A 26,072-nucleotide genomic window follows, 5' to 3' on the forward strand; every position below is an offset into this window, starting at 1 on the left:
AACCGGAGTCCTTAGAACCGATAGTGCGAGAAGGCCTTGTTGGCTTCTGCCATACGGTGCACGTCCTCACGCTTCTTGACCGCGGAACCCTTGCCCTCGGCGGCATCGAGCATCTCGCCGGCGAGGCGCAGCACCATGGTCTTCTCACCACGGCGACGCGCCGCATCTGCCAGCCAGCGCATGGCCAGCGCCTGGCGGCGCGACGGACGCACCTCGACCGGCACCTGATAGGTCGCACCGCCAACGCGGCGAGACTTCACCTCGACCATGGGCTGGATGCTTTCCAGCGCCTTGTCGAAGATCTCCAGCGGCTCTTCGTTACTGCGCTCGGCAACCCTGTCCAGCGCACCATAGACGATGCGCTCAGCTACGGACTTCTTGCCGCCGATCATCAGGTGGTTCATGAACTTCGCCAGGCGCTCGCTTCCGAACTTGGGATCCGGCAGGATCTCGCGCTTAGCCGCAACTCTTCTTCTAGGCATGATAAGCCCTCTGCTGAAGGGTCCTTCAGGTAAACTCGGAACTCCCGCACGCTCTCTTCGAACCCGCGACGCCCGACCTTACTCTTATCAGACCGGTATCAATATAGTGGTGTATTCGCGTACCCGACCGATCAGGCCTTGGGACGCTTGGCACCATACTTGGAACGGCCCTGCTTACGGTTCTGCACACCGGAGGTGTCCAGGGCGCCGCGCACGGTGTGATAACGCACACCGGGAAGGTCCTTGACCCGACCGCCGCGGATCAGCACCACGGAGTGTTCCTGCAGGTTGTGACCCTCGCCACCGATATACGAGGAGACCTCGAAACCGTTGGTCAGGCGAACACGGCACACCTTACGCAGTGCGGAGTTCGGCTTCTTCGGGGTAGTGGTGTAGACGCGGGTGCAGACGCCGCGCTTCTGCGGGCAGGCCTGCAGCGCCGGCACGTCATTCTTGGTGACGGGGCGCTTGCGCGGCTTGCGCACCAGCTGGTTGATCGTTGCCATCTATTGCTCCAATGGGTTGCCTTGGCGGAAGCGAGGTAGCCGCTCGCTTTCCTGTACTGCGCTGCCTTACCAGCGGGTGCGGGCGCACCCGCCCCACTGTTAAAGGCTGCGCATTCTACTGGCTGACGCCCCCGACCGTCAAGCCCGGCCACCATGGCGGCCGGTCCCGGATCGGTCGGCGTCAGATCTCGTCGTCGTCCGAATCCAGCGCGGTGAGCTGGGCACCCAGTGCCTGCTCGACGTCATGGGCCGACGGCGCCGCCGGCGCCTCGACGCCATCGCGCCGCCGGCGACGCTCTGCGTGGTGGGTCAGTCCGGTGCCTGCCGGGATCAGGCGCCCCACCACCACGTTCTCCTTCAGGCCGCGCAGGTAGTCGCGCTTGCCGGTGACCGCCGCCTCGGTCAGCACCCGCGTGGTCTCCTGGAAGGAGGCCGCGGAGATGAACGATTCGGTGGCCAGGCTGGCCTTGGTGATACCGAGCAGCACGCGCTGGTATTTGGCCGGGAACTTGTCGGCCTTCTCGAGGCGTGCATTCTGCTCGAGTACGCGGACCAGTTCGGCCTGGTCACCGGGGATGAAGTCCGAATCACCGGCATCGGTGATCTCCACCTTGCGCAGCATCTGTCGCACGATCACCTCGATGTGCTTGTCGTTGATGCCCACACCCTGGAGGCGGTAGACCTCCTGGATCTCTGCGGTGATGTACTTGGCCAGCTCCTCCACGCCCAGCAGACGCAGGATATCGTGGGGGTTGCTGGGACCGTCGGAGATCACCTCGCCCTTCTCGACCGACTCGCCCTCGAACACCGCGATCTGGCGCCACTTCGGGATCAGCGCCTCGAACGGGTCGCCGTCTTCCGGGGTGATGGTCAGGCGACGCTTGCCCTTGGTCTCCTTGCCGAAGCTGATCACGCCGCTGATCTCGGCGAGGATCGACGGCTCCTTGGGCTTGCGCGCCTCGAACAGGTCGGCGACGCGTGGCAGACCCCCGGTGATGTCCTTGTTGCCGGACGCCTCCACCGGGATCCGCGCGACCACCTCACCGACACCGATCTTGGTGCCGTTGTCGGTAGTAACGATCGACTTGCCGGGCAGCAGATACTGCACCGGGGTGTCGGAGCCAGTAACGGTAACCGGCTTGCCGGCGGCATCGTTGAGCAGGATCATCGGGCGCTTGTCGCGACCGGCCATGGGCCGTGCCGCCGCCTCGATCACCTCGACGGAGGAGAGTCCCGTCATCTCGTCCACGCTGCGGTGGATGGTGACGCCCTCGTCCATATCGGCGTACTGCACGGTACCCTCGGCCTCGGCGACGATGGGGTGGGTATGCGGATCCCACTTGGCCACCGCCTGGCCGGCCTCGACGTTGTCGCCATCACGCACCGACAGCTCGGCGCCATAGGGCAGCTTGTAGTATTCGCGCTCGCGGCCGTGGTCGTCGGCGACGGCCAGGGCGCTGGAGCGGGAGACCACCACCAGCTTGCCGTCGCCGCGCTCCACGTACTTGATGTTGTGCAGGCGCACCTTGCCGCCATGCTTGACCTGGACGCTGTCCACCGCGGAGGCCCGCGATGCCGCGCCGCCGATGTGGAAGGTCCGCATGGTCAGCTGGGTACCCGGCTCACCGATCGACTGGGCGGCGATGACACCCACCGACTCGCCAATGTTGACCTCATGACCACGCGCCAGGTCGCGACCGTAGCAGGCGGAGCAGACGCCGTGGGCGGTCTGGCAGCTGATCGCACTGCGGACCACGATCTCGTCGACGCCCATGGTGTCGAGCTCGGCGCACCACTTCTCGTCCAGCAGGGTGCCGCGCGGAATCAGCACTTCGTCGCTGACCGGGTCGATGACGTCCTGGGCGACCACACGACCCAGCACGCGCTGGGCCAGGGAGACGATGATATCGCCACCCTCGATGACCGGGTGCAGGGTCAGGCCGCGCTCGGTGCCGCAGTCCTTCTCGGTGATCACCATGTCCTGGGCCACATCGACCAGGCGGCGGGTCAGGTAACCGGAGTTGGCGGTCTTGAGTGCCGTATCCGCCAGGCCCTTACGCGCGCCGTGGGTGGAGATGAAGTACTGGAGTACGTTCAGGCCCTCACGGAAGTTGGCGACGATCGGGGTCTCGATGATCGAGCCGTCCGGCTTGGCCATCAGACCACGCATACCCGCCAGCTGGCGGATCTGGGCGGCGCTACCCCGGGCACCCGAGTCGGCCATGATGAACACGCTGTTGAAGGAGTCCTGTTCGACCTCCTTGCCTTCGCGGTCGATCACGGTCTCCCTGGAGATACCCGCCATCATCGCCTTGGCCACCTTGTCGTTGGCCTTGGACCAGATGTCGATCACCTTGTTGTACTTCTCGCCGGCGGTGACGAGGCCCGAGGAGAACTGGTCCTCGATCTCCTTTACCTCCTCCTCGGCACCCTCGACGATCTCGGCCTTGGCATCCGGGATGACGAAGTCGTTGACGCCGATGGAGGCGCCGGACCAGGTGGCCAGGCGGAAGCCGGTGTACATCAGCTGGTCGGCGAAGATCACCGTCGGCTTGAGGCCGGCACGGCGATAGACCTCGTTGAGCAGGCCCGAGATCGCCTTCTTCTTCATCGGCTGGTCGACCAGGTCGAAGGGCACCCCTTCCGGCAGGATGCGGAACAGCAGCGCACGCCCCACGGTGGTGTCGCGCAGCACGCGCTGATGGGTCTTCTCGCCGCTCTCCTCGTCGATCAACACCTCGTCCAGGCGCACCTTGATGCGGGCATGCAGCGCCACATTCTGAGTGCTGAAGGCGCGCTCCACTTCGTTGAGGTCGGAGAACACCATGCCCTCGCCCTTGGCGTTGATCTTCTCGCGGGTCATGTAGTACAGACCCAGTACCACGTCCTGGGAGGGCACGATGATCGGCTCACCGTTGGCCGGCGACAGCACGTTGTTGGTCGCCATCATCAGCGTCCGCGCCTCGAGCTGGGCTTCCAGGGTCAGCGGCACGTGGACCGCCATCTGGTCACCGTCGAAGTCGGCGTTGTAGGCGGCACACACCAGCGGGTGCAGCTGGATCGCCTTGCCCTCGATCAGCAGCGGCTCGAAGGCCTGGATACCGAGGCGGTGCAGGGTCGGGGCGCGGTTGAGCAGCACCGGATGCTCGCGGATGACGTCGGCGAGGATGTCCCACACCTCCGCCGTCTCGCGCTCGACCATCTTCTTGGCGGCCTTGATGGTGGAGGCGTGCCCCAGCGACTGCAGCTTGGAATAGATGAACGGCTTGAACAGCTCCAGCGCCATCTTCTTGGGCAGGCCGCACTGGTGCAGACGCAGGGTCGGGCCGACGGTAATGACCGAGCGGCCAGAGTAGTCGACGCGCTTGCCCAGCAGGTTCTGGCGGAAGCGGCCCTGCTTGCCCTTGATCATGTCGGCCAGGGACTTCAGCGGGCGCTTGTTGGAACCGGTGATGGCACGACCGCGACGGCCGTTGTCGAGCAGCGCATCCACGGCCTCCTGCAGCATGCGCTTCTCGTTGCGCACGATGATATCCGGCGCATTGAGGTCGAGCAGTCGCTTGAGGCGGTTGTTGCGGTTGATGACCCGACGGTAGAGGTCGTTGAGATCGGAGGTCGCGAAGCGGCCGCCGTCCAGGGGCACCAGCGGACGCAGGTCAGGCGGCAGCACCGGCAGCACTTCCATGACCATCCACGCCGGATCGTTGCCGGAACCCTGGAAGGCCTCGAGCAGCTTGAGCCGCTTGGAGAGCTTCTTGATCTTGGTCTCGGAGTTGGTCTGAGGGATCTCCTCGCGCAGGCGCTCGATCTCCTCGAGCAGGTCGATGTCCTTGAGCAACGCCTGAACCGCCTCGGCGCCCATGCGGGCATCGAAGTCGTCACCGAACTCCTCGAGGGCCTCGAAGTACTGCTCATCGTTGAGCAACTGGCCTCGCTCGAGGGTGGTCATGCCGGGGTCGATGACCACGAAGCTCTCGAAATAGAGCACGCGCTCGATATCGCGCAGGGTCATGTCCAGGAACATGCCGATGCGCGACGGCAGCGACTTCAGGAACCAGATATGGGCGACCGGGCTGGCCAGCTCGATATGGCCCATGCGCTCGCGACGCACGGCGGCCTTGGTGACCTCGACGCCGCACTTCTCACAGATGATGCCACGGTGCTTCATGCGCTTGTACTTGCCGCACAGGCACTCGTAATCCTTCACCGGGCCGAAGATCTTGGCACAGAACAGGCCGTCCCGCTCCGGCTTGAAGGTACGGTAGTTGATGGTCTCGGGCTTCTTGACCTCGCCGAACGACCAGGAGCGGATCATGTCCGGGGACGCCAGGGTAATCTTGATCGCGTCAAACTCGTCGGACTGAGACTGCGACTTGAGGACTTTCACCAAATCTTTCATGGGGTCGGCTCCGCTGCGGAGTTGTCATGGGCGGGGGCACTGGTGCCGCCCCCGCGGACCGTCATAATGTGAAGCGTCGGTCGCCTCAGCTCTCGAGCTCGATGTCGATGCCCAGCGAGCGGATCTCCTTCACCAGCACGTTGAAGGATTCCGGCATGCCCGCCTGCATGGCGTGATCGCCATCCACGATGTTCTTGTACATCTTGGTGCGACCCTCCACGTCGTCGGACTTGACGGTGAGCATCTCCTGGAGGGTATAGGCGGCGCCATAGGCCTCCAGGGCCCAGACCTCCATCTCACCGAAACGCTGGCCACCGAACTGCGCCTTGCCACCCAGCGGCTGCTGGGTCACCAGGGAGTAGGAGCCGGTGGAGCGCGCATGCATCTTGTCGTCCACCAGGTGGTTGAGCTTGAGCATGTACATGTAACCAACGGTCACCGGACGGTCGAAGGCATCGCCGGTACGGCCGTCATAGAGCGTCATCTGACCGGAATCCGGCAGCTCGGCCAGGCGCAGCAGGTGCTTGATCTCATCCTCTTCGGCGCCATCGAATACCGGCGTGGACATCGGCACCCCACCCTTGAGGTTCTTCGCCAGGGCGATCACCTCGTCATCGGAAAGTGTGTCGAGATCCTCGACCCGGGTGCCCGGAGTGGTGTTGTAGACCTGCCCCAGGAAGTCGCGGATCTCGGCCACCTGCTGCTCACGCGCATCACGCAGCAGAACGTCGATCTTGCGGCCCAGGCCCCAGGCGGCGAGGCCCAGGTGGGTCTCGAGGATCTGCCCCACGTTCATGCGCGACGGCACGCCCAGCGGGTTCAGCACCACATCCACCGGCTCGCCCTGGTCGTCGAAGGGCATGTCCTCGATGGGCATGATCGCCGAGATGACACCCTTGTTGCCGTGACGGCCGGCCATCTTGTCGCCGGGCTGCAGGCGACGCTTCACCGCCATGTAGACCTTGACGATCTTGAGCACGCCGGGCGCCAGGTCGTCGCCCTGGGTCAGCTTGCGCTTCTTGTCCTCGAAGCGCTCGTCCATCTCCTTGCGGCGCGTCTCGAGCTGCTCATCGGCCTGGGCCAGCAGCTCGTTGAGGGCCTCATCCTGCAGGCGCAGCTTGAACCACTGCTGGCGCGGCAGCTCCTCGAGGTAGCTCGTGGAGAGCACGTCGCCCTTCTTGAGCTGGGGGCCGCCGTTGACGGCCTGACCGCTCAGGGTACGCTTGAGACGCTCGAAGGTGGCGTCTTCCGCGATGCGATAGGTCTCCTGGAGGTCCTTGCGCACCTCATCGAGCTGCATCTGCTCGATGGAGAGGGCGCGCGAGTCCTTCTCCACGCCATCGCGGGTGAACACCTGGACGTCGATGACGGTGCCCTTCATCCCGGTGGGGGCACGCAGCGAGGTGTCCTTCACATCGGAGGCCTTCTCGCCGAAGATCGCGCGCAGCAGCTTCTCTTCCGGCGTCAGCTGGGTCTCGCCCTTGGGCGTGACCTTGCCGACCAGGATGTCGCCCGGGCCGACTTCCGCGCCGATGTAGACCACGCCGGCCTCATCCAGCTTGGAGAGCGCCGACTCGCCGACGTTGGGGATATCGGAGGTGATCTCTTCCGGCCCCAGCTTGGTGTCGCGGGAGACGCAGGTCAGCTCCTGGATGTGGATGGTGGTGAAACGGTCCTCCTGGACCACCCGCTCGGAGAGCAGGATGGAGTCCTCGAAGTTGTAGCCGTTCCAGGGCATGAAGGCGATGCGCATGTTCTGGCCCAAGGCCAGGTCGCCCATGTCCACGGAGGGACCGTCGGCGAGGATGTCGCCGCGCGCCACGCCGTCACCCGGGCGCACGATGGGGCGCTGGTTCTGGCAGGTGTTCTGGTTGGAGCGCACGTACTTGGTGAGGTTGTAGATATCGACGCCGGCCTCGCCGCCGATGATCTCGTCCTCGTTGACACGCACCACGATGCGCTTGGCATCCACCGAGTCGATCACGCCGCCGCGACGTGCCACGGCGCAGACGCCGGAGTCACGGGCCACGAAGCGCTCCATGCCGGTACCCACCAGCGGCTTGTCGGCACGCAGGGTCGGCACCGCCTGACGCTGCATGTTGGCCCCCATCAGGGCGCGGTTGGCGTCATCGTGCTCGAGGAAGGGGATCAGGGCCGCGGCCACGGAGACCACCTGGCGCGGCGAGACGTCCATCAGGGTCACCTGCTCGGGGCGCATGAAGGTGGTCTCGCCCTTGTGGCGCACCTGCACCAGGTCATCGACCAGCTGGCCGGACTCGTCCACGGTGGCGGAGGCCTGGGCGATAACGAAGTCGCCCTCCTCGATGGCCGAGAGATGGACCACATCGTCGGTCACCTTGCGATCCACCACCTTGCGGTACGGCGTCTCGAGGAAGCCATAGCTGTTGGTGTGGCTGTAGGTGGCCAGGGAGTTGATCAGGCCGATGTTCGGACCTTCCGGGGTCTCGATCGGGCACAGGCGACCGTAGTGGGTGACGTGGACGTCACGCACCTCGAAGCCGGCCCGCTCACGCGTCAGGCCGCCCGGGCCAAGCGCGGAGACGCGACGCTTGTGGGTAACCTCGGAGAGCGGGTTGTTCTGGTCCATGAACTGGGAGAGCTGGCTGGAGCCGAAGAACTCCTTGACCGCCGCGGCGACGGGCTTGGCGTTGATCAGGTCCTGGGGCATCAGGCCCTCGCTCTCGGCCATGGAGAGACGCTCCTTGACCGCGCGCTCGACGCGCACCAGGCCGACACGGAACTGGTTCTCGGCCATCTCGCCCACACAGCGGATACGGCGGTTGCCCAGGTGGTCGATGTCGTCCACCTCGCCGTAGCCGTTACGGATGTAGATCAGTTCCTTGAGCACGTCGAGGATATCGCGACGGTCCAGCACGCCGGCGCCGGTATCTTCCTCGCGACGCAGGCGACGGTTGAACTTCATGCGACCGACGCCGGAGAGGTCGTAGCGGTCCTCGCTGAAGAACAGGTTGTTGAACAGGGTCTCGGCGGCCTCCTTGGTGGGCGGCTCGCCGGGACGCATCATGCGGTAGATCTCGACCAGCGCCTCGAGCTGTGACCCGGTGGTATCCAGCTTGAGGGTGTCGGAGACGAAAGGTCCGCAGTCGAGATCGTTGGTGTAGAGGGTCTCGAGGCGGGTGATCCCGGCCTGGCCGAGGCGCTCGAGCAGCTCCGGGGTGATCTCGGTGTTGCAGGGGCAGATCAGTTCGCCGGTGTTGGCGTCGATCTGGTCCTTGGCCAGGGTCTTGCCGAACAGGTATTCCATCGGCACCTCGAGACGCTCGAGGCCGATCTTCTCCAGCTGGCGGATATGCTTCTGGGTGATGCGACGTCCCTCCTCGACGATCATGGCGCCATCGGCGTCCTTGATATCGAAGGTGGCGGTCTCGCCGCGCAGGCGCGACGGCACCAGCTCCACAGAGAAGCCGTTCTTCTCGATGTGGAAGGTGCTGGTCTCGAAGAACTCATCGAGAACTTCCTCGGCGCTCATGCCCAGGGCACGCAGCAGCACCGTGGCCGGCAGCTTGCGGCGCCGGTCGATACGCACGAAGACGTTGTCCTTCGGATCGAACTCGAAGTCGAGCCATGACCCACGGTAGGGGATCACCCGGGCGGAATAGAGCAGCTTGCCGGAGGAGTGGCTCTTGCCCTTGTCATGATCGAAGAACACACCGGGTGAACGATGCAGCTGGGAGACGATGACCCGCTCGGTACCGTTCACCACGAAGGTACCGTTCTCGGTCATCAGGGGGATCTCCCCCATGTAGACTTCCTGCTCCTTGATGTCCTTGATCGCCTTGTTGGATGACTCCTTGTCATAGATGATCAGGCGAACCTTGACGCGCAGGGGAGCCGAGTAGGTGACGCCGCGCAGCTGGCACTCCTTGACGTCGAAGGCCGGAGTACCGAAGCGGTAGCTGACATACTCCAGAGCGGCGCTCCCGGAGAAGCTCTCGATCGGGAACACCGACCGGAAGGCGGCATGCAGGCCGACCTCGAGACGCTCCTCGGGCGCACGGTCCTGCTGGAGGAAGTCGTAGTAGGAATCAAGCTGGATCGCCAGCAGGTAGGGCACATCCATCACTTGGGGCAGTTTGCCGAAATCCTTGCGGATGCGTTTTTTCTCAGTGTATGAGTAAGCCATCTGTATTCCCCAGCTTGTTCACCATGGGTGACCGATGCGTGGTCGGCGCCACCCGACGGGATGCGACTCCGTCAGGCGATGAAGGCAAGCGCCTCGAAAGTCGCTCGCCTTCTGGAATTCGGCTGGCCGGTCTGCCGTGGCAGCGGCCAGTGACAACAGAAAAAGGCCGGCAGCGGGTGTCCCGCCACCAGCCATGGAAGCTTACGCAGCGCGTGAAGCCATGTCGCTCAAGGTCTTACTTGAGCTCCACGCCCGCGCCGGCTTCTTCCAGCTTGGCCTTGGCCGCTTCTGCGTCTTCCTTGGACATGCCTTCCTTGATGGTTGCCGGTGCGCCATCGACGGCACCCTTGGCTTCCTTCAGGCCCAGGCCGGTGATCTCGCGGACAACCTTGATCACGTTGACCTTCTTGTCGCCGGCGCTGGTCAGCACCAGGTCGAACTCGGTCTGCTCTTCGGCAGCGGCTTCACCACCGGCAGCCGGGCCGGCCATGACGGCGGCGGCGGCAGACACGCCGAACTTCTCTTCCATGGCCTCGATCAGCTCGACCACTTCCATGACGGACATGTCGGAGACGGCGTTGATGATGTCTTCTTTGGTCAGTGCCATTGTCACGATTCCTAACTTTGCGGGAGCCACGCTCAAGCGTCGGCTCGGGATTCAATATACGATTCAGCCTACCTGCAGGAGTTCGCCGTTCAGGCGGCTTCTTCCTGCTTCTGGTCGCGCAGGGCGGCCAGGGTACGGACCAGCTTGCCGGCGGATGCCTCTTTCATGACGGACATCAGCTTGGCGATGGCCTCGTCGTAGGTCGGCAGCGTCGCCAGGCGGTCGAGATCGGTGGCCGGGATCAGCTCACCGTCGTAGGCCAGCGCCTTGACCTCGAAGTTCTTCTCCGCTTTGGCAAACTCCTTGAACAGGCGGGCGGCAGCGCCCGGATGCTCGTAGGAGAAGGCCAGCAGGGTCGGACCCGAGAAGCTCTCGTCCAGGATCTCCCACGGAGTTCCGGACAGGGCGCGGCGTGCCAGGGTGTTGCGGACAACACGGATCTGGACGCCATTCTCGCGGGCCTGCTTGCGCAGGTCGGTCATCTTGCTGACCGTAACGCCACGAGAATCGGCAACTACGACAGAGAGTGCATCCTTGGCCGCTTCACTGACCTCGGCAACAATCGCCTTCTTGCCTTCGAGTGCTAGTGGCACGGTGATCACTCCTTCGTGCCGGAACCTCGCGATGAGGGTTCCGGTGGTTACCATCTCTTCCAGCCGCCTGAGGGCGAGCCGGAAGTCCTGGGTGATGGTGCTCACCAGAAGCCTGGCGGCCACACCATCTGCGCAGGCCAGCCCCGAAGGGATGATTAAGCCGCCCTTCCGAAGAGAGGCGGCGCCTGCGGTCTTTGACGGTGCCCCGCCGGCGAGTTGTGACTCGACACGGGGACCGCAAAGTTATTGCTGAATACTCGACCCGCCGACCGGTCAGACCAGGCCAGAGTGATCGATGGTCACACCCGGCCCCATGGTGGTGGAGAGGGTGACCTTCTTGAAATAGACACCCTTGGAGGTGCTCGGCTTGAGCCTCTTCAGGTCGGCGACCAGCGCATCCAGGTTGCCCTGAATGGCAGAAGCGTCGAAGTCGACCTTGCCAAGAGTCGTATGAATGATGCCGTTCTTGTCGGTACGGAAGCGCACCTGGCCAGCCTTGGCGTTCTTGACCGCGGTGGCCACGTCCGGCGTCACGGTGCCGACCTTGGGGTTCGGCATCAGGCCGCGCGGACCGAGGATCTGACCCAGCTGGCCGACGACGCGCATGGCGTCCGGTGAGGCGATCACCACGTCGAAGTCGAGCTGACCCTTCTTGACCTGCTCGGCCAGGTCGTCCATGCCGACGATATCGGCACCGGCTTCCTTGGCGGCGTCCGCGTTGGCACCCTGGGTGAACACGGCGACGCGAACGTCCTTGCCGGTTCCGTTGGGCATCACGGTCGCGCCGCGAACCACCTGGTCGGACTTGCGCGGATCGACGCCCAGATTGATGGCGACGTCCAGGGACTCCTTGAACTTGACCGTGGAGAGCTCGGCGAGCAGGGCCACGGCCTCATCGAGAGAGTAGACCTTGGTGGAGTCGACCTTCTCGCTAATCATCTGTGCGCGCTTGGACAGCTTGGCCATGATCAGAGACCCTCCACGTTCAGGCCCATGCTGCGGGCACTACCGGCAATGGTACGCACCGCGGCATCGAGATCGGCAGCCGTCAGATCCGGCTCCTTGGTCTTGGCGATCTCTTCGAGTTGCTCACGAGTCACGCTACCGACCTTGTTCTTGTTCGGCTCACCGGAGCCGGACTTGATGCCAGCCGCCTTCTTCAGCAGGACCGCCGCGGGCGGGGTCTTGGTGACGAAGGTGAAGCTGCGATCGGAATAGACGGTGATCACCACGGGAGTGGGCAGACCCGCCTCGATCTCCTGGGTCGCGGCGTTGAACGCCTTGCAGAACTCCATGATGTTCACGCCGTGCTGACCCAGCGCGGGGCCCACGGGGGGACTCGGGTTGGCCTTACCGGCTGCAACCTGCAGCTTGATGTAAGCCTGTACTTTCTTGGCCATGATAGGACTCCAGTTGGGTAGTAACGCCTTGCGGCTCCCCGGTATTGCGGCCGCCGTGGCGGCCCTGCCTGCATCGGGTCGAGGCTTACTCTTTCTCGACCTGCGCGAATTCGAGTTCGACAGGTGTCGAGCGACCGAAGATCAGCACACTGACCTGGACGCGACTCTTGTCGTAGTTGACCTCCTCGACGACGCCGTTGAAGTCGGCGAAGGGGCCGTCGATGACCCGCACCGACTGCCCGGGCTCGAACAGGGTCTTGGGCTTCGGCTTGTCGGTCCCATCCTGGACACGCCGCAGGATGGCGTCGGCCTCTTTCTGGGTGATGGGCGCCGGCTTCTCCTTGGTGCCACCGATGAACCCCATCACGCGCGGGGTCTCGTTGACCAGGTGCCAGGTCTCGTCATCCATCTCCATCTCGACCAGCACGTAGCCGGGATAGAACTTGCGCTCGCTCTTGCGGCGCTTGCCGTCACGCATCTCGACGACTTCCTCGGTCGGCACCAGGATCTCGCCGAAGCGATCCTCCATGCCATACATCTTCACGCGCTCCTTGAGGGAGCGCATGACATGCTTCTCGAAGCCGGAGTAGGCGTGAACGACATACCAACGCTTGGACATGGGGGCTCCTAACCGATAACGCCGGACATCGCCCAGCCAAGAAGGGTGTCGATCAGCCACAGCATCAGACCAACCACCAGCACGGCGACCAGCACGATGACCGTGGTCTGGATGGTCTCGGGCCGGGTCGGCCATACCACGCGCTGAATCTCTTTCTTGGCGGCGCGAGCCAGCTCGGCGAGCTCGCGACCCTTGGTGGTGGTGAACGCCACCACGGCAGCCAACGCACTCAGCGCCACGACACCCAGCACGCGGTAGAGCAGGGCCTGATCGGCGAAGTAGGTATTGCCTACCACGGCCAGGACCAGCAGAGTGACGACAACCGCCCACCTGAGCCCGTCGTGGCGCGACTCCTGCACCTCGGCGTTATGTTTCATGAAAACGAGACTCCTCAGGGCACGGCAATCGAAACGTGAAATCTTCTGGGAACGCACCAGCCTGGGGAAGGCTGGCAGGCCAGGAGGGAATCGAACCCCCAACCTGCGGTTTTGGAGACCGCTGCTCTGCCAATTGAGCTACTGGCCTGTATCTGCCTTGCTCCGCCCTTTGCAGGCGGCCATCAACAGCGGGCGCCATCATAGCGAAAGCCGCTTCGCCTGGCAACCCCTCTCGCCACCATGATCGACCCAGTGGCGAGAAAGAGAAAAGGCGAGCCGAGGCTCGCCTTTTCAATGTGGAGCTCATGGACGGATTTGAACCGTCGACCTCACCCTTACCAAGCATTTTCAGGCATGATACAGCAACGTCACGCAGCGTCAAGAAAAGACAAAAAGCGTTTCTAAAACATCAAGCTAGGCCACGTTCCGCCGGCAGCTAATGGACGCGCTTAGGCAGCGTTTGCGCTACAATTTGTTGACCCATTGCTGACCCGGAGAGTCACCCATGGTCAACCGCCAGCCCCCAAACGACGCGGCTCATGCCACCAACAAGGTCAAAATAACCGCTCGCGTGGCTGCCGATTTCCATGCCCAGGCCTCGCCGGGCGACCGAGTGTGGGATGCCCTGCTCGGCGGCTTCCACCTGATCCGTAGGAAAGCCTCGACCAGCTGGCGGTTGATCTATCGCACAGTCGCCGGCAAGCAACGCACCATCACCCTCGGCCGGTACCCAGGCCTGACGGCCGATCAGGCGCGCAAGATGGCGCTCGAGACGCTTGGCACCACCTATCAGGGGGAGGATCCTCTCGCCGCCCGGCAGGCTGAGCGCGATCACGCCCGGGCATTGAGGGAGCAAACGCTCGATGCCTACCTCGACGGGCCGTACGAGCTCTATCAGAGCCGGCGCAAGCGCGGCAAGGCGACCCTGCAGGCAATCCGCCGCGAGTTCGCCGACTACCTCCACCGGCCACTGAGCGGTCTGACTCGCACCGATGTCGAGCGCTGGCAGGCGGCCATGGAGAAGCGCGGCCTGGCCTACTCTACATGCCACCGTGCCTACAGCGCCCTCCACACGCTGTTGAACCACGCAGCGGAGCGCGGGACCATCGACGCCAATCCGTTGAAGGGCATTCGCCTGGAGCGGCCGGCGCTCACCGAGAAGGAGCTGGCCGAGGCGGCCACCGCGCGCCGCTATCTCGAGGATGCGGAGGTGCTGGCGCTGTTCGCCGGCATCGAGGCGTACCAAGTCCAACGCAGAGAAGAGCGGCGCCGCAGCCGCTACCACGGCAAGCCGTGGCTGCCCGACCTTGATCACGTCACCTACGTCGATTACTCCCCGCCACTGATCCTCCTCCTCTACTACACCGGCCTGCGCCCAGGGGATCTCCACGGCCTGCGCTGGGAACACGTCAACCTGACCTTCGCCACCATCCGCAAGGTGGTCGAGAAGATCGCGCATAAGCGCCCTGAGCCGCAGACCTTCCCGCTGGCGCCGGAAGCGGTCGAGGTGCTGAAGGCCTGGCACAAGCAGCACGGCAAGCCAGCCACCGGCTACGTTTTCCCCAACCCCAAGACCGGTGAGCGCTACGACTACAGCGCGATCGGCCGGCACTGGGTGCGCATCAAGGCCCACACTGCAGACCTGGTCAAGCAAGGGCTTCTGGAGCGAGCGCTGCCTGCCGACCTCGAGCTCTACACCCTGCGGCACAACTTCGCCTCGCAGCTGATCATGAAGGGTGCGGACCTGTTGGCGGTAAGCCGGCTGATGGGGCACGCCGACATTCAGACCACCATCGAGCACTATGGTCACCTGGCACCAGACCACAAGCGCGACATCGTGATGCGATTCGCGGCCGACACTAAGGCGCTGCTGGCCAGGGAGGCGACAGCGGGCCCTGGTCAAAGAGAGGATTCGACAGCAGTCGCGTCGCCGCGCGCGGGGGGATGATCCTCTCGGGCGATACCAGAAAATCTGGTAACGGCGTCGCGTCGCCGCGCGCGGGGGGATGATGCCGCTGGCGCTGACGCGCTACACTGACAGCAACCCCATGGTCCGGAGCGAATACCATGACCACGCCACTGGATCCGATCGTCTCTGAGTTCGAGACCAAAGAGCAGGCCGACGCCTATGATCAATGGCTGCGTGCCAAAGTCGAGGCCAGCCTAGCCGAGCCCGGCCCGGGCGTGCCGCACGATGAGGCGATGTCGATGATGGACGCCATCATCGATGAAGCGGAGCGTCGTCAGCGCGGTCGCGCCTGATGCTGCCGATCGTCTGGCTCAACGGTGCTCTCGCAGACCTCACTGACATCGTCAGCTTCATCGCCGAGGAGAACCCTGCCGCGGCAAGGCGGCTGAAGGCCCGCCTGGCCTCGGCACCTCTTCCTCTCTCCGAACACCCCTATCTCTATCCGGCCGGGCGCGTGCCTGGCACCCGCGAGCTCGTCGCGCATCCGAACTACTTGATCGTTTACCGGGTCGCGGCGACCAGGGTGGAGATCATCAACGTGGTCCACACCCGAAGGGAATACCCGCCCCACGAGTAGTCCACGCCTCCCCCTAGGGAGCGTTAACAATTAGGCCAGCCATATGACGGCGGATACAAGGTTGAGTAGCGACTGGTAGTTTCTCGCCAGTCGCTCATAGCGTGTTGCCAGCCGCCTGAACTGCTTGATTTTCTGGAAGAACCTTTCTACCAGATTGCGATCCTTGTAACAGTGCCAATCTATCTCGGGGCATTCCAAGCGATTCTTTCTCGGCGGAATCACCGGCTCGGCGCCCACCGCTCGAATGATGTCCCTCAAAGCGGTGGAATCATACCCCTTGTCGCCAAGCACCGCCGCTGGAGAAAAGCCCGCCAGTAACGCTGGGGCGGCTCCGTACTCAGACGCTTGGCCCGGTGTGAGGATTAGCCGTACCGGGTTGCCGAGGGCATCGACCGCCGCGTGGATCTTGGTGCTCAATCCCCCACGCGATTTCCCCATGGCTTCGGTGCTCTGAGCCGTTTTTTTGCCGCCCCATGCTGATGAACTTTGACGATACTGCCATCTATCATCAGCTGCTCCATGTCGGGATCATCGGCTAATGTGTCGATAACCTGCTGCCAGACCCCCTTCTTAGACCACCGGTTATAGCGCATGTAGACAGTGTGCCAGCGACCGAAGGCGTCGGGCAGATCACGCCAGGGAGCGCCTGTCCGGGCGATCCACAGGACGGCTTCCACGAACAAGCGATTGTCCTTGGCCGTCACCCCGCGATCTGAAGCTTTGCCGGGGAGCATGTGCTCGATGCGCTCCCATTGGTCATCACGTAGCATTAGCCGAGGCATAGATCACCGAAAAATGCTGATATTCTAAATCAGCCCGATCTCCATCAGCAATTGTTAACGCAGCCTAGTCAGTAATTTCACACCCTCCTGCAGGTGATTGCCTACAGCGCCATACCGCTCCCTTTGCCAGAATGCCTACAGGGCCAAGTGCCCGCGACAACAACAAGGGAGCCATCCATGTCCACTGCATCACTCAACCCTCATGGTCAGCCTGTCGCCCGGCGCCTGGCGCTCGCCCGCAACGCCGACCGCGACGCCAACGAGCTGATCGGGCTGACCCGCGGCGTCCTCGCCGATGGCAGCCTCAACCAATCCGAAGCCGAGTATATTCTCCGCTGGCTGGAGGAACGGCCAGAGTCGCTTCATGTCTGGCCATTCAATGTACTTTTCGTGCGGCTACGTGATGCCCTGGAGGACGGCCACCTGGACGCCCAGGAGGAAGCCGACCTGATCGCCCTGCTACTCGACCACACAGGCGGCGGTAGCCTGGCGGACAGTGAAAACACTAGCGCCAGCCGCCAGCCCTCTACCCTGCCGCTCTGCAATCCAGCGCCAGTAGTTGAGTTCGGCGACTGCCACTTCGTGCTCACTGGCAAGTTCATCACCGGTACCCGCGCCGAGTGCGAGGCCGAGATCCTCGAGCGGGGCGGCCTCACGCAGAACAACCCCACTCGCAAGACACGCTTTGTTGTAATCGGCAACCTGGGCAGCACCGATTGGGCCCAGACCAGCTATGGGCGCAAGATCCAGAAAGCCGTGGAGCTGCGCGCCGAAGGGCGAGACATCGCCATTGTCAGCGAGAAGCATTGGGCCAGTCACCTCAGCGACTGACCACCCGCCCCTGCGTACTTGGCATCCGTGGCCGGCTGGGGCATGCTGACGGAACCAGCCGGCTAGCAGTCTGTCGGGTTTTCGATAATGCCGTGAGATACTCTCAGTATGCCGCCACTATTGGAACGTCGCCATGAGTCGCTTCATCCCCGTTGACCGCCAGACCGACTATCTCCTGCCGCCTTCGGTGGATGAGTGGCTGCCCGATGATCACTTGGCGCGGTTCGTGGTGGATGTCGTCGAGCAACTGGATCTCTCGGCATTGACGCGGCGCTACGCCGGCCGTGGGCACAAGGCGCATCACCCGGCGGTGCTGCTGAGCCTGCTGGTCTACGGCTACGCCACCGGGGTGGTCTCCAGCCGCAAGATCGAGCGCGCCACCTATGACTCGGTGGCATTCCGTTACCTGGCCGCCAATACCCATCCCGACCATGACACGCTGGCCACCTTTCGCCGCCGCTTTCTGCCGGAACTGGAGCAGTTGTTCGTGCAGGTGCTGTTGCTGGCACGCGAGATGAAGCTGCTCAAGCTCGGCACCATCGCCCTGGACGGCACCAAGCTCAAGGCCAACGCCAGCAAGCACAAGGCGCTATCGTATGGCCACGCCAAGAAGCTGGAGGCGCAGTTCAGGGCTGAGGTGAAAGCGCTGACGCAGCGGGCCGAGTCGGCGGACAAGGAGGACGCGGCCGATGGCATGGATATCCCCGCCGAGATTGCCCGCCGTGAAGCACGCCTGGCGGCCATCGCCGAGGCGAAGGCCAAGATCGAGGCGCGTGCCGAGGAGCGAGACGCCACCGAGCAAGCCGCCTACCAGGAAAAGGTGGCGCGGCGAGACGCGCAGCGCAAGGCCGGCAAGAAACCTCGTGGGCGTGATCCCGAACCGCCGACTGGCGGCCCGCGTGACAAGGACCAGATCAACTTCACCGACCCGCAGTCTCGCATCATGCCGGTCACCGGCCAGGGGTTTGATCAGTGCTACAACGCCCAGGCCGCCGTCGATACCGAGAGTCTGCTGGTGACCCATGTCCACGTCACTCAGGCGACCAACGACAAGCAGCAAGTCATGCCGTTACTGACGGCCTGGCAAGGTTACCCGGAGACGCTGGGCAAGCCTGACCACCTGCTGGGTGATACCGGCTACTTCAGTGCCGCCAATATCCAGGCCTGCCATGACCATGGTATCGAACCGCTATTGGCGATGAGGCGTGATGTCCATCACCTTCCGGTCTTCGAACGTTTCGCCGCGGACCCGCCCGCACCGGAGAGCGAGGACCCTGTCGAGCACATGGCGTACCGCTTGAAGACGCAGGCGGGCCGAGCGCTCTATGCGCTGCGCAAGCACACGGTGGAGCCGGTCTTCGGGATCATCAAACACGTGATGGGATTCCGGCAGTTCTCGCTACGCGGTCTGGATAAGGTCAGCGGTGAGTGGCGACTGGCCACCCTGGCATGGAATATCAAGCGGATGCATCGCTTGGCAGCAGGCTGAGGGCCGTCCCTTAGCCTGATAGGGCGGCGTCACAAGCGCTCAGGCCACTCCAGGATCGCCGAACGACGCCAGGTTGCTGACATGGCCGGCGCCAATACGAAAATGGAGAGAAGTGGGTGTCGTTACTGTGAGCGACACCCATAATCCGACAGACTGCTAGGGCCGTACACCCGAAATGCGCCTCCCCAGCGCCCCGCCGGCTGTCTCACCAGCATGGGGATCACTCTGGGGAGAGTGACATGGCCCACCACGATGATTTCGGTGACCGAGTCGCCGCACTCGAAAAGCTCGACGAAGCGCTGTCGACGGCAGTCGACCAACTGGCGATCTATCTCGACCTGAACCACGAGCCCGACGAGCGATCATCACCTGGTGACCTGCTGGCCGCGGTTCTTCATCGCTATGCCCAGCGGCATCACCCTCGGTTCGATCTTCCTATGGCAGCCCTCCCTGAAATCATCGACGAAGTGCTTGAGCGACGCGAAGATTTCGACCTGCGACGTGAAGAATACTGCGAGGAGTATGGCAATAGCGCAGGCAACTTGCTGGCCTCAATGCGGGACGCAGCCGAACCGATTTCACCCCGCCTCTATGATCGTGGCGACATTAATCAGGCCGTAGACCGGTATCGATCACGTCTCGATCGCCACTTGGGGGAAGGGGCTGGATTGCCAGCCAAACAAAACCTGAATCCGTGAGACCAGCCCCCAGAAATGCTTCTAACCTACTGAACTGCATGGCAATATAGCGAATATCGCCATTCACCCAGATAGTGCCATGCCCAACGTCAAGTTCCGTGCCAGTCGCCGCACCCTCACCAGCCACGCCGGGCTGTCCATCATCGGGCAGTGCTTCGAGATCGCTGGCGTCGATAGCATCGACGGGCGCTTCCCCACCACGCTGGGCATGCGCACCAGCGATGTGGTCAAAAGCTACCTGGGCCTGCTGTGTCTGGGCATGAGCGACTATGACGCCATCGAAAACTTCCGCCGCGACAAGCCCTTCCAACAGCTGCTGACCCTGCAAAAGGTGCCGAGCACGGCGACGCTGCGACAGCGGCTGGAGAAACTTGCCGCTAACGACCTGCAGGCGCGCACCGCCACCTGGTCCACGACCCTGCTGTCACTGGTCGAGGCACCGATCACCGCCGAGACGACGCACGTCTGCCTGGACATCGACACCTTCGTCATGGACAACAGCAACTCGAAGAAGGAAGGCGTCTCGCGGACTTACCAGAAGGTCGATGGCTACACCCCGATCGCCGCCTATCTGGGCAACGAAGGGTGGTGCCTGGGTCTGGAACTGCGTCCTGGCAAGCAGCACACCATGAAGGAGAGCAACGCCTTCCTGGAGCGGGTACTGCCTCGCGCCCAAGGCCTGACCGAGCAACCGATCCTGTTACGCGAGGACAGCGGCTTCGACAGCCAGGCGCACCTGGCGCTTCTCGAACAGCAGCGCCAGGTCTTTGCCGACGAGGGGCGCCGGCTCGACTATGTCGTCAAATGGAACCCGCGCGGCTCGGCCACGGCCGATCAGGATACCTGGTTGGCTGTGGCGGCGGACTACTGGGAAGAGCTGCGTCCTGGCAAGCGCCAGGCGCTGTGGACGCAGACCGTCTCGATCCACGACGACAACAAGACCGAATACGTCGTCCAACGCGTGATGCGCCTGGTCGAGCGCACCGCCGATCGCGATGGCCAGTTGCTGCTCGAACCGGACTATGAGTTGGAAGGCTGGTGGACCAGCCTGGACGAGGCGCCGGAGGCGGTGATCAAGCGCTATCAGGCGCATGCCACTCACGAGCAATTCCACAGCGAGATCAAGACGGATCTCGACCTGGAGCGGCTGCCGTCGGGCAAGTTCGCCACCAACGATCTGATCCTGCATCTCGCCCAGCTGGCCTACAACATCCTGCGGCTGATGGGGCAGCTGGGCATGACCGGCGAGCTGAGCCCGGTGCGCCATCCCGCCAAGCGGCGGCGGATCCGCACCGTGCTACAAGAGCTGGTGCATCGTGCGGCGCTCGTGATTCACAAGGCGCGGCAGATCATCCTCGACTTCGGGCAGGACATCGGACGCATGACGGTGTTGAACACCTTGCGAAGCCGCCTGCGCTATCCCCGAGGCACGCCATGCTGATCGTCTGTCGGACAAAGGCACCACGCAGAGGGCTGACGGTCACCGGCAGCCAGCATCACCGTACCCGGCGGGTAGCAATGCATGAGCAAACGGGTCATCGTCGCCGGCCGATGCCGCTATGGTTGGCCATGGCAGATATGCATTCGGCGGTTGAGACGGAATCGGAGGTCAAAAAATGCTCGCTGACGGCGATAGGGAAAGTGTCGACGCCGGCATCACGGATTCAGGAAAAGACACCGAAGAACACCTCCACGCTGCCGAAATACGCGGAGGCGATACAAGAGTGCATGATGCTCTACTGGAAGAACCCGGAGCGGTATGTGGTGAACCTGAGCACTGCCGATCCTTGCCGGGAGAGCGTATTCGATCATGTCGCCCCGAAGTATGGCCTTGCTCCGAAGACTCTCTTCAACCGCTACAACGATGAACTCGACAGTGAATTAAAAGCTCGTCTGGCCAAGCGGGGCCGCGAGAGAAGACGCAACCAGTAGCGCCTCTACAATGTTCCCAGCAACCGGCCCTTTCCCGGGAATGTTGTTTCGACTGCAACCGCCCATCCTCCTCCTGAACGTCAACGCCGACACCAGGAGGCAACATGCCCACCGCAGTCCACACCGAAACCGTTCATCCCACCCCTGAAGCGTTCCGCACCGAGCGCGGCCGCGTATTGAGCGAGATCCTTGAAGCCCAGCGCGCAGGCCTGGCGCCGCATCTGATCGAGCTCACCGAGAAGCAGGTGTTTCCCTACCTGATCGCCTGCAGCGTGCGCACCGGGCGAGACGCGCGCCGCTCTGGGATCCTGCTGGGGCACTCTGCGCCGCCGTTCGTTCTCCGCGGACGCAACGTGCGCTATCGGCTCAGCGACGTGCAGGCCTGGCTGGAGAGCGCCGAGGCACATACCTCCACCGCAGCCGCCCAGGCGGCCGCTGGCCAGTAGGAGGGCAGCCCCCATGTCACGACCTACTGTCCTGGAGCGTGCGCTCCACCACCTGCTCGAGGTCGAGGCGACCACTGGCCAATATGCCACGCGCGTGCTGGAGGTCAGCCACTGGAATACCGTGGTGTCCGATCTCAAGGCCCGCTGCGGCATCGAGGTTCGTCGCGAGTGGCGCCGCCTGACCAACCGGCACGGCCAGGAGTACAACTGCAAGACCTATTGGCTGGCGCCGGAGGATCGCGAACCGGCCGCCAGGGCCCTGGCCCAGCTCGAAGCTCGGCGACTGTCACGCGACAGCGGAGGGGCGATCTGATGCTAGCGCTGACCCTCCACAACTATCGCTTGCAACCGGCCTTGACTCACCGGCTCGCCCAGGGCTACGCTTCATGTGCCTCGGCAAAATCCGTGGCCCGGTTTGGCGACCGGAAAGACACGCGGCGCACAAGCGCCCACCGTGAAGCTGGCGCTTTTTTTGCGCCTGGACTTCACGTCTGTGGCGGTCGTGCGTGGGAGCCCTCCGGGGCTGCCGGTTTCCGTGTGTGCCGGTTCGCCAACCCGCGTACGGCCGCCCCCAATCTGTTTGGCGACAGTGGGGACGGCTCCGACAACACACACGGAGCAATAACCATGGCCAAGCTGCGCCTATTCCCCACCCGAGATGCGTCTGCACGCGCCGCCGCTCACCGAGCGATGGCTCGAGCTGCCCTGTTCAGCGACAGCAGCACGCGCACCCGCCTGAAGCGTTACAACCACCACACCGAGAAAGCCCGCGCCTTGGAGGAGCAGGCCGGCCACCCCTTGCACGTCGTCTACCTGGCCCGCTCAGCGACCCGCCTGGAGATCCACGCCCCTACCTGGCAAGACGCCCTTCGCCGGACTGGCCGCGCCGATGCGTGCCTGGTGGAGCAGACCGGCGAACGTGAGTTCGAGGTGACCTTCTCCGGCGAGTCCCCACGAGTCATCGACTACCGCCTTCACTACGGAACTGCCGCCGCTGCGCTCCGCGCTGTCCTGGATTATGTCGTTCATCACCTGGAAGTCGCCGCTGGCGCCCATGGGGTGGAGTCATGAACCGCCTAAACCGCCTATCACTGGCCGCCGCCCACGCCGCCGAGATCCGCGATATTGTCGTCAGCATCTACGCCCTGACCGTCATTCTCGAGAATGATGCCTGCCGAGACGCCAGCGATGATGAGCAGGCGGTGCTCGGCCCCTTCGAGCAGGGTGGTATTAACGGCGCCATCAAGCACCTTGCCACCGCTGCTGAGGGATACGCCGGGGCCATCGAGGATCTGAACCGCAGTGGCGATGGAGGTGAGTCATGACAGCCACCACCGACCTGATCGCCCTGCTGGATGACATCGGCCAGCGAGATGACGGCCTCGGCTGGGTCGCCAGAGGCCATGCCCGCCGATTCCAGCGCCCCGCCCGTTACACCCGCACCCGAGAGGATCAACTTCACAAGCTGGAGGGATTCGCCGAGCTGGTGGGGGCGCTGGCGCTGCTAGACCGGCGCACGACCGACCGCCTGGCCGACCTGATCAATGCCACCTGGCAAGAGGTGTGGCGCGTCGAACGGAAGGAGGCAGCCCGATGAGCAAGGTCGCCAACATCCACGACCACGAGCGGTTCGAGGCGGCTGAGGCGCCGCCTCGGCCCGAGGGGGCGCAGGTGGAAGACCGCTTCGTGCGCATCAGTCACGAGATCTTAACGGCTGCCATGCAGTCGCGCATGACCAGCCGCGAAATGAAGATCTTCCTTGCAGCGGTGCGCGCCACTTTCGGTTGGCACCGGTCAACGGCCCGACTCTCGCAGCAAGCCCTGGCCGAGATGACCGGTCTGCCGGCGAAGCGCTGTAGCGAGGCGCTCAACAGTCTGCTGCGCAAGCGTGTGTTGATCCGCGAGGGCGGAAGCCGTTCCCCGGTCGGCATCAATACCCGCGTCGAGGACTGGAATTTCGAGGCTCAACAAGCGCGAGTGACCCCAAAACGGCAGGCTGCGCCAAAGCAGGGTCACCGACCCCAAGATGGGGTCATTCAGCGTCCCCAAGATGGGGACACATATAAAGAAAGGAAAGATATTACTTCTCCTAACGGAGAAGAGTCGACGGCTGGCGCCGACGACGCGAACCCTGTCGACCAGGATCTCCTCGGCGGGATGCCGACACCCGAGCCGGCCAAGGCCAGGCGCACAGGACTACCACCCTGCCCCCACCAGGCGATCCTCGACCTGTGGGCCGAGGTCATGCCTGACAAGTGGCAACCGGTGCGCAGCCTGTGGCCCAACAGCTCGCGGGCCCGCAACCTCGCCGCCCGCTGGAAGACCGGGTTCGCGATCCTCAACGAGCAGGCCGGCGAACCGTTGTACACCGACGCCGCCACCGGGCTCGCATGGTGGGGTCGGTTCTTCCGATTCCTGCGTCGTTCCGAGTTCCTGATGCGCGACGACTCGAGCTGGTTCGGGCTGGACTGGATCTCGAAGGCCGAGAACTTCGAGAAGATCCTCTCGATGAAATACCACGGGGGTGACGCATGAGCCTGCACAGCCTCGAGACCGAGCAGAGCGTGATCGGCGCCTGCTTGCTGGATAACAACCTCATCGATCGCGCTGCCGAGGTGCTGACCCACCAGGACTTCCACACCCTGGAGCACGCGGTGATCTGGTCCGCCATGGTGCGGCTGCGCAGCGACGGCCAGGCCGTGGACGTGGTGAGTCTCTCCGAGTGCCTGGAGCACGAGCGCAGCAGCGACGACGTGGGCGGACTGGCCTACCTGGCCGAAGTCGCGCAGAGCACCCCAAGCGCTGCCAACGGCGAGACCTACGCCGAGATCGTTGCCGACCTGGCTGGCCGCCGCCGGATGCTCGAGGAGCTGGCCAACCTTGAGGCGCTGGCGCGGGACCGGCAGCAAGCTTTGCCGGCAGTGGTGGATTCCGCTCAGGACCGGCTGCTGCGTCTGCTGCGCCACGATGGCGAGCAGGGTGCCGCCATCGGCGCCGACCTCGGCGACATGCTCGATGAGATCGACCGCCGCTGGAACGGCGACGAAGACCCGATGGGCGTTTCCTTCGGCCTGGCCGACCTGGACGAGCGCACACTCGGCATGCACCCGGGACAGCTGATCCTGGTCGGGGGCCGGCCTGGAGCCGGCAAGACCGCCTTCGCGCTGAACGTGCTGCGCGCCAGCTGCGTCCGCGACCGCCGCCCCGCCGTGGTGTTCTCGATGGAGATGGATCGCCGCGCGCTGCGTAACCGCATAACCGCCGCGGTCTGCGATGTACCGCTTCGTGCAATCCGCGACCCCAAGCAGCACATGACCCCGGAATACTTCGATCGCCTGGCGGGGATCCATCTGCTCAAGGACGCCCCACTGATTATCGACGACCGGGCCGGTATGACGCCTGCACAGATCCGCCGGGCGGCCAAGCGGTGGCGCGACCACTACGGTGGCCTGGGGGTGGTGATGGTCGATTACCTTCAGCTGGCGCGCCCCGACCGTAAGCATGGCAGCCGTGAGCAAGAGGTCTCTGAGCTGTCGCGCGCGATGAAGCTGCTGGCCAAAGAGCTCCATTGCCCGGTGTTGGCGCTCTCCCAGCTCAACCGCGGGCTCGAGGGGCGGCAGGACAAGCGCCCGCACATGGCCGACCTGCGCGAGAGCGGCAGTCTGGAGCAAGACGCCGACCTGATCCTGTTCCTGTATCGCCACGAGGCCTATGAGCCCGACGACGAGCTGACCCAGGGGGTGGCCGAGATCATCCTCGGCAAGCAGCGGGAGGGCGAGACCGGCACGGTCTACGTCACCGCCCGCCTCGCCAACGCCCGCTTCGAAGACCTCGACCGCATCCGCATCGCCCAGCTCATGGATGCCGCCAAGACCAAGAACACGCCGATGCGCAAACCTAAGTCCGCCCTGGAGATGATCTGATGATCGAGCGCTCCGACCTCTACACACGCTGCGGCCTGCCTCCCTACACCGACCTGGACGATGGCGATGGCGTGCCGTGGGACCTCGACGAGCCGCCCGTGATGGACGAGGTGACCCGTTCGCAGCTGCTGGTGCTGATGAGCGAGCTGGTCGAGACACGAGATGTAACCGGTTGCCCTAAGGTGGCCGCCAACGTGAAGGCGCTGGGGCTGATCCTCACGCGCCACGAGCCCAACGGTATCGGCTGAAGCCGGTCCGCCACGACAACAACCTGGAG

Annotated in this window: 27 protein-coding genes and 1 tRNA gene; 16 read left to right on the forward strand and 12 right to left on the reverse strand. The window is 63.9% G+C overall.

What is annotated here, in order from left to right; all coding sequences use genetic code 11:
• Nucleotides 1–11 precede the first annotated feature (11 nt).
• The 11 genes from rpsG to NFH66_RS14665 form a co-directional block, all read right to left on the reverse strand.
• Complete coding sequence (rpsG, locus tag NFH66_RS14615; RefSeq protein WP_161430174.1) at nucleotides 12–482, reverse strand: 30S ribosomal protein S7; 471 nt, start codon at nucleotides 480–482, stop codon at nucleotides 12–14.
• A 131-nt stretch (nucleotides 483–613) separates the two neighbouring features.
• Complete coding sequence (rpsL, locus tag NFH66_RS14620) at nucleotides 614–988, reverse strand: 30S ribosomal protein S12 (protein WP_349610916.1); 375 nt, start codon at nucleotides 986–988, stop codon at nucleotides 614–616.
• A 181-nt stretch (nucleotides 989–1,169) separates the two neighbouring features.
• Nucleotides 1,170–5,387, reverse strand: coding sequence for a DNA-directed RNA polymerase subunit beta' (gene rpoC, locus NFH66_RS14625; protein WP_349610917.1), 4,218 nt, complete (start codon nucleotides 5,385–5,387; stop codon nucleotides 1,170–1,172).
• Between the two features lie 85 nt (nucleotides 5,388–5,472).
• Complete coding sequence (gene rpoB, locus NFH66_RS14630; RefSeq protein WP_349610918.1) at nucleotides 5,473–9,552, reverse strand: DNA-directed RNA polymerase subunit beta; 4,080 nt, start codon at nucleotides 9,550–9,552, stop codon at nucleotides 5,473–5,475.
• A gap of 235 nt (nucleotides 9,553–9,787) precedes the next feature.
• A complete protein-coding gene (gene rplL, locus NFH66_RS14635) occupies nucleotides 9,788–10,159 on the reverse strand; it encodes a 50S ribosomal protein L7/L12 (RefSeq protein WP_349610919.1) in 372 nt (123 codons plus the stop codon).
• A gap of 89 nt (nucleotides 10,160–10,248) precedes the next feature.
• Entirely contained in the window at nucleotides 10,249–10,752 is a 504-nt protein-coding gene (gene rplJ, locus NFH66_RS14640; RefSeq protein ID WP_349611748.1) for a 50S ribosomal protein L10, read from the reverse strand.
• 273 nt (nucleotides 10,753–11,025) lie between these two features.
• On the reverse strand, nucleotides 11,026–11,718 hold the full coding sequence (gene rplA / locus NFH66_RS14645) for a 50S ribosomal protein L1 (protein WP_349610920.1): 693 nt from the start codon (nucleotides 11,716–11,718) through the stop codon (nucleotides 11,026–11,028).
• 2 nt (nucleotides 11,719–11,720) lie between these two features.
• On the reverse strand, nucleotides 11,721–12,152 hold the full coding sequence (rplK, locus tag NFH66_RS14650) for a 50S ribosomal protein L11 (protein WP_349610921.1): 432 nt from the start codon (nucleotides 12,150–12,152) through the stop codon (nucleotides 11,721–11,723).
• Between the two features lie 85 nt (nucleotides 12,153–12,237).
• Entirely contained in the window at nucleotides 12,238–12,771 is a 534-nt protein-coding gene (gene nusG / locus NFH66_RS14655) for a transcription termination/antitermination protein NusG (protein WP_161430167.1), read from the reverse strand.
• An 8-nt stretch (nucleotides 12,772–12,779) separates the two neighbouring features.
• Nucleotides 12,780–13,148 carry a preprotein translocase subunit SecE gene (gene secE / locus NFH66_RS14660; protein ID WP_349610922.1) on the reverse strand — a complete coding sequence of 123 codons (369 nt, stop codon included), beginning with the start codon at nucleotides 13,146–13,148 and terminating at the stop codon, nucleotides 12,780–12,782.
• A 72-nt stretch (nucleotides 13,149–13,220) separates the two neighbouring features.
• Nucleotides 13,221–13,296, reverse strand: a tRNA-Trp gene (locus NFH66_RS14665).
• Nucleotides 13,297–13,653: 357 nt separating this feature from the next.
• Between NFH66_RS14665 and NFH66_RS14670 the strand changes: the two genes are divergently transcribed.
• The 3 genes from NFH66_RS14670 (at nucleotide 13,654) to NFH66_RS14680 (ending at nucleotide 15,694) form a co-directional block, all read left to right on the forward strand.
• Entirely contained in the window at nucleotides 13,654–15,096 is a 1,443-nt protein-coding gene (locus NFH66_RS14670) for a site-specific integrase (protein ID WP_349610923.1), read from the forward strand.
• Between the two features lie 119 nt (nucleotides 15,097–15,215).
• Nucleotides 15,216–15,410, forward strand: a complete 195-nt coding sequence (gene relB, locus NFH66_RS14675) for a type II toxin-antitoxin system RelB family antitoxin (protein ID WP_349610924.1) — start codon at nucleotides 15,216–15,218, stop codon at nucleotides 15,408–15,410.
• On the forward strand, nucleotides 15,410–15,694 hold the full coding sequence (locus NFH66_RS14680; protein ID WP_349610925.1) for a type II toxin-antitoxin system RelE/ParE family toxin: 285 nt from the start codon (nucleotides 15,410–15,412) through the stop codon (nucleotides 15,692–15,694). Before relB ends, NFH66_RS14680 begins: the two co-directional genes overlap by 1 nt.
• 30 nt (nucleotides 15,695–15,724) lie before the next feature.
• Here the strand turns inward: NFH66_RS14680 and NFH66_RS14685 are convergent.
• Nucleotides 15,725–16,476 (reverse strand): IS5 family transposase gene (locus NFH66_RS14685; protein WP_371317400.1). Its coding sequence is split into 2 segments (ribosomal slippage): nucleotides 15,725–16,150 and nucleotides 16,153–16,476, totalling 750 coding nucleotides; the frame shifts between segments, so codons are not numbered across the junction.
• 177 nt (nucleotides 16,477–16,653) lie between these two features.
• Here NFH66_RS14685 and NFH66_RS14690 point away from each other — a divergent pair.
• From NFH66_RS14690 to NFH66_RS14750, 13 genes are all read left to right on the forward strand, one after another.
• Nucleotides 16,654–17,307, forward strand: coding sequence for a BRCT domain-containing protein (locus NFH66_RS14690; RefSeq protein ID WP_349610926.1), 654 nt, complete (start codon nucleotides 16,654–16,656; stop codon nucleotides 17,305–17,307).
• Between the two features lie 133 nt (nucleotides 17,308–17,440).
• Complete coding sequence (locus tag NFH66_RS14695; protein WP_349608386.1) at nucleotides 17,441–18,796, forward strand: IS1182 family transposase; 1,356 nt, start codon at nucleotides 17,441–17,443, stop codon at nucleotides 18,794–18,796.
• 239 nt (nucleotides 18,797–19,035) lie between these two features.
• A complete protein-coding gene (locus NFH66_RS14700) occupies nucleotides 19,036–19,494 on the forward strand; it encodes a hypothetical protein (RefSeq protein ID WP_349610927.1) in 459 nt (152 codons plus the stop codon).
• A 79-nt stretch (nucleotides 19,495–19,573) separates the two neighbouring features.
• Entirely contained in the window at nucleotides 19,574–20,935 is a 1,362-nt protein-coding gene (locus NFH66_RS14705; RefSeq protein ID WP_349609054.1) for an IS1380 family transposase, read from the forward strand.
• Complete coding sequence (locus NFH66_RS14710) at nucleotides 20,929–21,426, forward strand: hypothetical protein (protein WP_349610928.1); 498 nt, start codon at nucleotides 20,929–20,931, stop codon at nucleotides 21,424–21,426. The genes NFH66_RS14705 and NFH66_RS14710 overlap by 7 nt, the downstream gene beginning before the upstream one ends.
• A 104-nt stretch (nucleotides 21,427–21,530) precedes the next feature.
• Complete coding sequence (locus NFH66_RS14715; RefSeq protein WP_349610929.1) at nucleotides 21,531–21,872, forward strand: hypothetical protein; 342 nt, start codon at nucleotides 21,531–21,533, stop codon at nucleotides 21,870–21,872.
• A 13-nt stretch (nucleotides 21,873–21,885) separates the two neighbouring features.
• The gene (locus NFH66_RS14720; protein WP_349610930.1) at nucleotides 21,886–22,185 is read left to right on the forward strand and encodes a hypothetical protein; all 300 of its coding nucleotides are present in this window, start codon (nucleotides 21,886–21,888) and stop codon (nucleotides 22,183–22,185) included.
• A 314-nt stretch (nucleotides 22,186–22,499) separates the two neighbouring features.
• Nucleotides 22,500–22,943, forward strand: coding sequence for a hypothetical protein (locus tag NFH66_RS14725; protein WP_349610931.1), 444 nt, complete (start codon nucleotides 22,500–22,502; stop codon nucleotides 22,941–22,943).
• Nucleotides 22,940–23,197: a hypothetical protein gene (locus NFH66_RS14730; protein WP_349610932.1), complete on the forward strand. Its 258-nt coding sequence runs from the start codon at nucleotides 22,940–22,942 to the stop codon at nucleotides 23,195–23,197. The genes NFH66_RS14725 and NFH66_RS14730 overlap by 4 nt, the downstream gene beginning before the upstream one ends.
• The gene (locus NFH66_RS14735) at nucleotides 23,194–23,469 is read left to right on the forward strand and encodes a hypothetical protein (RefSeq protein WP_349610933.1); all 276 of its coding nucleotides are present in this window, start codon (nucleotides 23,194–23,196) and stop codon (nucleotides 23,467–23,469) included. Before NFH66_RS14730 ends, NFH66_RS14735 begins: the two co-directional genes overlap by 4 nt.
• Nucleotides 23,466–24,407 carry a replication protein gene (locus NFH66_RS14740; RefSeq protein WP_349610934.1) on the forward strand — a complete coding sequence of 314 codons (942 nt, stop codon included), beginning with the start codon at nucleotides 23,466–23,468 and terminating at the stop codon, nucleotides 24,405–24,407. Before NFH66_RS14735 ends, NFH66_RS14740 begins: the two co-directional genes overlap by 4 nt.
• Nucleotides 24,404–25,795 (forward strand): replicative DNA helicase, encoded by a 1,392-nt coding sequence (gene dnaB, locus NFH66_RS14745; protein ID WP_349610935.1) that lies wholly within the window; start codon nucleotides 24,404–24,406, stop codon nucleotides 25,793–25,795. The genes NFH66_RS14740 and dnaB overlap by 4 nt, the downstream gene beginning before the upstream one ends.
• Nucleotides 25,795–26,043, forward strand: a complete 249-nt coding sequence (locus NFH66_RS14750; RefSeq protein WP_349610936.1) for a hypothetical protein — start codon at nucleotides 25,795–25,797, stop codon at nucleotides 26,041–26,043. Before dnaB ends, NFH66_RS14750 begins: the two co-directional genes overlap by 1 nt.
• The last annotated feature ends 29 nt before the right edge of the window (nucleotides 26,044–26,072 follow it).

Origin of the sequence: Halomonas sp. H10-9-1 (assembly GCF_040147005.1) — a bacterium.
GTDB lineage: Bacteria > Pseudomonadota > Gammaproteobacteria > Pseudomonadales > Halomonadaceae > Halomonas.